Origin of the sequence: Myceligenerans pegani, assembly GCF_014892515.1 — a bacterium.
GTDB lineage: Bacteria > Actinomycetota > Actinomycetes > Actinomycetales > Cellulomonadaceae > Myceligenerans > Myceligenerans pegani.
Genome location: NZ_JADBGR010000107.1, coordinates 209672 through 216708, shown reverse-complemented (window position 1 = coordinate 216708; position 7037 = coordinate 209672). Strand labels below are relative to the sequence as shown.

4 protein-coding genes are annotated in these 7037 nt (G+C 69.0%); all 4 read left to right on the top strand.

What is annotated here, in order from left to right; translation table 11 throughout:
* The first annotated feature begins 187 nt into the window (after window positions 1-187).
* A complete protein-coding gene (locus IIE03_RS21755) occupies window positions 188-694 on the top strand; it encodes a hypothetical protein (protein ID WP_192864859.1) in 507 nt (168 codons plus the stop codon).
* A 41-nt stretch (window positions 695-735) separates the two neighbouring features.
* Window positions 736-1290 carry a hypothetical protein gene (locus tag IIE03_RS21750; protein ID WP_192864858.1) on the top strand — a complete coding sequence of 185 codons (555 nt, stop codon included), beginning with the start codon at window positions 736-738 and terminating at the stop codon, window positions 1288-1290.
* Between the two features lie 207 nt (window positions 1291-1497).
* A complete protein-coding gene (locus IIE03_RS21745; RefSeq protein WP_226888071.1) occupies window positions 1498-4572 on the top strand; it encodes a cation-transporting P-type ATPase in 3075 nt (1024 codons plus the stop codon).
* A gap of 930 nt (window positions 4573-5502) precedes the next feature.
* Complete coding sequence (locus tag IIE03_RS21740) at window positions 5503-6888, top strand: threonine/serine exporter family protein (protein WP_192864856.1); 1386 nt, start codon at window positions 5503-5505, stop codon at window positions 6886-6888.
* Window positions 6889-7037 lie beyond the last annotated feature (149 nt).

Sequence of the window (7037 nt, the reverse complement as noted above, 5' to 3'; positions counted from 1 at the left end):
GCCCGCAGAAGCTCGAGCTTGCCGGCGTCGGGGGAACTGCTCGCCGCGGAGTAGGTGACCACGCGCAGATCGGCTCCCGGCCTTCCGTATCGCCACCTGAGCCCGGTCCGACGCCAGCCTGACGACCACTGCGTGCAGCACTTGGCCCGGGAGGGGTCCCGTGACAGCGGTTCTACCGTCCGGTCCCATGGACACCTCGCTGAACCGGAGACCGGGCCTGCTCACCACCGCGATCGTGATCCTCTGGATCCAGGGAGCCAGCTCCGTGGTGTGCGGCCTGTTCGGTCTGGCTTCCGGTTTCGGGGGCGGGGTCTATGCCGGCATGCCGGAGGAGCCCGTTCCGGACGAGGTCGCCGCCTCGCGGCTCGTGGCGGGTCTGCTCTTCGCCGCTGTCTTCGCGGGCATCGCCATAGTCCTGATGACCGACGCCGTGGCGCTTGCCCGACGGCAACCGGGTCCCTACGTGATGCTCCTGGTCGTGGAAAGCCTGATCGGCCTTGTGGGAGTGCCCATGATCATCATGTTCGGCACGGGTCTGATCCAGGTTCCCCTCGCCGTGCTGGTGATGGTTGGCGTTCTCAGCAAGAGGTCGAAGGACTGGCTCGCGGGAGAGCCCAGGCCTGTCGCGGACGAGCGTGCGCCTGCGCCACCGCCCGCGGCTGGCCCGGAGAACGAGCCACGACCCCAGGAGTAGGTGGTCCAGACGGCGTCCCGCCCGACGACAGGAGACGGTGCATGGCCCCGATATCCCCATCCGTTCGACTCCTGATCCTTGCCGCCGCACTGCTGACATCCCTGGCCGTCGCCGGATGCGGCTCGACCGAACCGGTCTCCTGCGACTCCCCCGGCGACACCTTCACGCAGAGGGTCCCCGTCCACCACGCCGACGACTCCTGGGACGAGCAGGTCGTCTTCTTGGTGTGCACCCCGGACGAGACCGTCGTCATCGTGGACGTCAATGGCGACGACTACCGCAGCCTCGCCGAGTTCCAGACCGGCAATGAGATCTTCGACTACGGCGACGAGCTCTTGCTGCGCAAGGACTTCCCGGCCGTCAACACCCGGGAAGGGGATGCTGAGGACCTTGAAACGATGACGGTTCCAGCCCGGGTCAGTACCGCCTGGGTGTGGTGGCTGGTGGTAGGCGGCGCAACTGTGGTGGCCGTGGTGATCGCCGGGCCCTGGTATTGGCTGCGTCGTCGGCGCCGGACTCGCGAGTCGCGGGACTCCGCCGACGTCCTCCAGCCCGGTCCCGAAGACAAGCCCGAACCGGATGTCCCGACGACCTGACTGACGAACGGCCAAGGGCATTCCCCTGGCCGGACTTCGACGCGACCTGCAGACGCCGTCAGGATGGAGGTCGCCGGAGCGGCCACGTCGTCGAACACCGGTGAACCGTCGGAACTGGCGTTCGACCGTTGTGATGCTGCAGGAGGCGACGTGGGCAAGGACGGTGCTGGAAGAGGGCCGTCGAGGTGCGACCTGACGAACTCTTGCATGACCACGAGCGAGGCGGGCATCGTCGTGTCTGTCTGCGGATCTCCGCGAAGCGCGAGAATCGCTCTGCCTAGCAAGAGGCCCAGGGCGCGCATGCCGGCGTCATCGCAATGGCCGTCGGCAATGTGTTCGATTGCGAGTTCCCCGACGCGGATCGACCGTGTCGCGGCTGCACCTTCGGCGTGCTGTCCATCACGCTCGAACCCGACCCGGCGCCGGAGGGGGCGCCATGAGCCGCTACGGGTCGGTCGGCTTCGTCGCGCGTGGACTGCCGACCTACGTTGGAATGTTTGTGTGAGTAGCGCGTCGGATGTCTCACAGGAGGATGCCGCAGCCGGGCCGACTGCGGCGTGGGCACGAACGGCCGACGAAGTGCTCGAGGCGTTTCAGGTCTCCCGTGATGGTCTGACCAGTGTTGGCGCTGCTGAGCGGCTTGCGCGAACCGGACCCAACCGGCTGCCGCCGGCGCCGCGGGATCCGCTGTGGAAGCGGATCGCCGTGCACTTCGACGACATCCTGATCTACATCCTGCTGATCGCGGCCGTGCTCAAGGCCATCCTTGGGGACTGGGTCGACTTCGCAGTCATCCTCGCTGTCGCGGTTATCAACGCCGTGGTCGGCTTCGTTCAGGAGGGGCGCGCGGAGAGCGCGCTCGACGGTATCCGGCAGATGCTCTCGGTGTCCGCCGAGGCGCGGCGCGACGGCTCGTGGGCGAGTGTGGGCGCCGACGACGTCGTCCCTGGTGACGTCGTGCGCGTGCGCTCCGGCGATCGCGTGCCTGCAGATATGCGTTTGCTGGACGCCACCAACTTGCGTGTGGAGGAGTCGGCGCTCACGGGCGAGTCCGTCGCGGCGGCCAAACGGGTCGACCCCGTCAACGCCGACGCCGGCGTAGGCGACCGCGCAAGCATGCTCTTCTCCGGCACGCTCGTCGCCGCCGGGCAGGGGACCGGAGTGGTCACCGGCACCGGCGCGGCTACCGAGATCGGGCGGATCCAGACGATGATCTCCGAGGTGGAGGGCCTGGAGACCCCGCTGACCCGCCAACTCGACCGGTTCGGCAAGGGGCTCGCCGTTCTGATCCTCGGCATGGCCGTGGTCATGGTGCTCATCGGGCGGCTGGTGCACGATTTTTCGGTCTCCGAGCTGGTCTCCGCGTCCATCGGCTTCGCGGTCGCCGCTATTCCTGAGGGCTTGCCTGCGCTCGTGACGATCACCTTGGCCCTCGGGGTGCAGCAGATGGCCCGCCGCCGCGCGATCACGCGCAAGCTGCCGGCCGTGGAGACGCTGGGCTCGGTCACCGTCATCTGCTCGGACAAGACAGGCACTCTGACGAAGAACGAGATGACGGCGCGCACCGTGTGCACTGCCGCCAGCGTGTACGACGTAGAGGGCGTGGGGTACGCACCCGTCGGGGGGATCGCCCCCGCGGACTACGTCGCACCTGGCGGCGGCGGTCCGGCCGACCACCAGGATCTCGTCGCGGTGACCGAGACCATGATGCTGTGCAACGACGCCCGCGTCGTGGGGGATGGAGCCGGCGGATGGCGGCTCGTCGGCGAGCCGACGGAGGGCGCTCTGCGAACCCTCGGGATGAAGGCGGGCGTCGACCCTCGGGCCTGGTCCCGGCTGGCCGTGGTGCCGTTCGAGTCAGAGACCAAGTACATGGCCACGCTCGATCGCGGGCCGGCCGGCGTCGTCGTGCACCTCAAGGGCGCGCCCGACCGAGTGCTCGATCGGTGCGCCACCCAGGTTGCCGCGGACGGGGGCAGCGCACCGCTGGACCGGGCGGCCTGGGAGGAGCAGATCGACTCGCTCGGCGCCCGCGGGCTCCGTGTGCTGGCGGCCGCGCGGGCGCTCCCGGCCGCGGACACCAGCACACTGGAGGCCGAGGACCTCGACGGCGGGCTCGAACTATGCGGGCTCGTCGGGATCGTCGACCCGCCGCGGCCCGAGGCCGTCGAGGCGATCCGACAGTGCCGCGACGCAGGCATCACCGTCAAGATGATCACCGGCGACCACGCCGGGACCGCCGTGGCGATCGGCCGGGAGATGGGGATCGTCGACCAGGACCACCACGGCCGAGCCGGGACAGGCGCGGCGCCGGCGGTGCTCACTGGCCCCGAGCTCGAGGCGATGACCACCGAGCAGCTGCGTGCCGTCGTGTGCGACGTCGACGTTTACGCGCGCACCAGCCCTGAGCACAAGATCCGCATCGTTTCGGCGCTGCAGGCGCACGGCGAGGTAGTCGCCATGACGGGTGACGGGGTGAACGACGCGCCGGCGCTCACCCAGGCGGAGGTCGGGGTCGCGATGGGCGTCAAGGGCACGGAGGTTACCAAGGAGGCCGCCGCGGTGGTGCTCGCCGACGACAACTTCGCCACCATCGAGCGGGCGGTCGAGGAGGGGCGGCGGATCTACGACAACCTGCGCAAGTCCGTGCTCTTCCTGCTGCCGACGAACGGCGCGCAATCGCTCGTCATCCTCGTGGCCGTGCTGTTCGGGCTGACACTGCCCCTGGCCCCCGTGCAGGTGCTGTGGATCAACATGATCACGGCCGTGACGCTCTCCCTCGGGCTCGCGTACGAGAAGGCGGAGCCAGACGTCATGCAGCGACCACCGCGCGACCCAGGGGCGCCGATCCTGGACGCCGTGTTCGCACGCCGGATCCTCGTCGTCTCGCTCCTCATCGGCGGCGCGACGATGTTCATCTTCTACACCGACTACGCCTGGGGGGTCCCAGTCGCCGAGGCGCAGACGACGGCGGTCACCATGCTCGCCCTCGGCCAACTCGCGTACCTGTTCAGTTGCCGGTTCCTCGACCGCTCGAGCCTGACCCTCGACGTGCTGCGGGGCAATCGGGTGATCTGGATCTCGGCCGCCGTGCTGCTCGCCCTGCAGGTCGTGTTCGTCTACGCGCCGTTCATGCACGACTGGTTCGGCTCGGCACCGCTCGGCCTCGCGGCGTGGGGCAAGACGCTCGCACTGGCGGTCGGCGTCTTCCTCCTCGTGGAAGTCGTCAAGGCCCTGGGCCGGATACGCAGCAGCCACTCGACGGTCAGCTCGTACCGCTGACCACTGTTCACCCTGGAGGTGTCATGAGTAGCCCGAATGCAGGTGAACAACGAACCCGATCTGTTCGTGTCATCGGTCTGATCGCACTGATCGCCGGGATCGTGATGATCGTCGCCGGTGCTGTGACGTCCACCCACTCGGAGTGTGTAGAAGCCGGGATCTCGCTCCAGAACCCTGCTGCCACCTGGGTTCCGACCGGATCGGCAGCAGGGTCCAGCCTGGTTCAGGGCGAAGGTGAGGGCTAAAGCCTCGCCGATCGCCCCGCGCGGGCACTCTCGCCCGTGTCGTCCGGGAAGCCCTCTGACGAGCCGATCACGGCATGGTCGCTCAGCCGTCCCGTCTGGATCGTCGGCCCCGGCATGCTTCTCGCCGGGATGGGCCCGTCCTCCTCCTAGCCCTACCGCTCGGTGTCATGGCGCTTGAAGTGAACTGGAATCTCGCCGCGACAACGACAGAACTTGCCTCGCGAGCCGACCTGCCGGCCCGCCCGCTCCGCACCGCCGAGCATCCAGCCGACCGAGACGATGCGCCGGGAGTTGCGGGTTGAGAACGGTCGAGTGACAGTTCTGGTACGGGTCCCGCTGCAGTCGCGCGGCCAGGTCCGAGCTCGCGTCGGCCGCCGTGCTCCCGGGCAAGTGGCTGCCCATTTGGCCGAGCACCCCTCCGCCTGTTGCGGACGACGTCCGGAGCGTCCTTCGGTCGAACGGGCCGCCGTGGCGGGATCGACGGAGTGGTCGGCCTCGCGAGGGGGACCAGAACCATGCAATCCACGCACACCGTGCCTTGCGGTGAGGCGGTCTGAGCCCCAGGGCCTGGGGGAAAACAAGGTCGCGCGGCGTCTTTGGATGCCTGGGGGCCTGTGATGTCGCAGGACATCGGAATGGCTCGAACCCAGGTTTGTGGGCTCGAGCCGTTCGTCAGAATGGGCAGATGCCCCAGCAACCCCACAGGCGCCTGTTCTCCTCGATACGCAGGGTGCTGCGTACCGATCCGTCGGAGGCGATCACCGATGCGATCCCGATCCTCGACGACGCCTGGATGCTCCGGGCGCTGGACCTCGCCATGCGGATCGGGGAGTCGATGTTCGCGGTCGGGGCGTCGGCGCACGAGGTGACGCTGGCGATCACTCGTGTGGCGGGTGCGTACGGGCTCGAGGGCGTCCACGTGGACGTGACCTACAGCTCGATCGCCGTGTCGTACCACCGCGGTGGTGAGGACTGGCCGCACACGCTGTTCCGCGTCGTGCGGGTGGCGGCACCGGACCATACGAAGCTGCAGCGTCTGCAGGCGCTGATCGTCGACATCACTGACGGCAAAGACCTCGAGGAGGCCCGCACCAGGTTCCGGGCCATCCGTCGCATGCCGTTCAGGTACAAGTCGCCGGTCGTCGTGATCGCGCGCGCCCTGCTCGCAGTCGGCGTGAGCATCCTCGCGGGAGGCTCCGCGGTGCTCCTGGGGCTCACCTTCGTCGCTGCGCTGGGAGCCGCGACGACCCAGGCGGGGCTGGCACGGCTCCGGGTGCCCTCGTTCTTCAGCCAGATCGCCGGGGCGTTCGTGACCACGGCGGTCGCAGTGGCCGTGTCCGCTCTCATCACCGCGGGCTTCGAGCCGCTGACGGGGGTGCGCCCGTCCATCATCGTGGCGTCGGGGATCGTCCTGATGCTCTCCGGCCTCACGGTGGTCGGCGCGGCTCAGGACGCCATCGACGGGTTCGCGCTCACGGCGGCCGGCCGCATCCTCGACCTCACGCTGCAGACCGTGGGCCTGGTCGTCGGGATTCTGATCGGGCTCGAGCTCGGCAGCGTGCTCGGATTCCGGATGACCTTGCCGGACGCGCCGCCGGCATTCGGCCCGCTGCCGAACCAGCTCGCAGGGGCCGTCATCGTCGCGATCGCCGTCGCTCTGTTCAACGGTGCCGGTGCGCGCATCATCGCCGTCAGCGGTGTGCTGGGGGCGATCGCGGTACTCGGTCACGCGTTCACGGTGACGCTGGACCTGCACGAGGCCGCCGCGAGCGGCGTCGCGGCGCTGCTGGCCAGCTTCGTCGGGATCCTGGTCGCGCACCGGCTGCACGTCCCGTCCGTCGCGGTCACGACGGCGGCCATCGTGCCGCTCGTACCTGGCGGTGCCGTGTTCTACGGGCTGCTCGGTGTGGTGCAGGCCGATGCGCCAGGTGCCGGGACGAGCTCCCTCGTCCTGGCGGCGTCGGTCGCTGTCGGTCTGGCTGCGGGCGCCTCGCTGGGGATCTATCTCGGAACACCCGTACGAGCAACGCTTGCCGGTGTAGCCCGCTCCCGCGCCCGCGTCCGACACTGAACTGCGTGTGGCTCCGGCTGATCGTGCTCCCGATGTGGCCGGATGGCCGCGTGCGACATGACGCCTGCCGACCTTGCCTGAATGGGTGCGTGTCGGGTTCATCGGGCTTAGACTCATATGGTGCGTTGACTTGCCGCGATGAGGGGGCG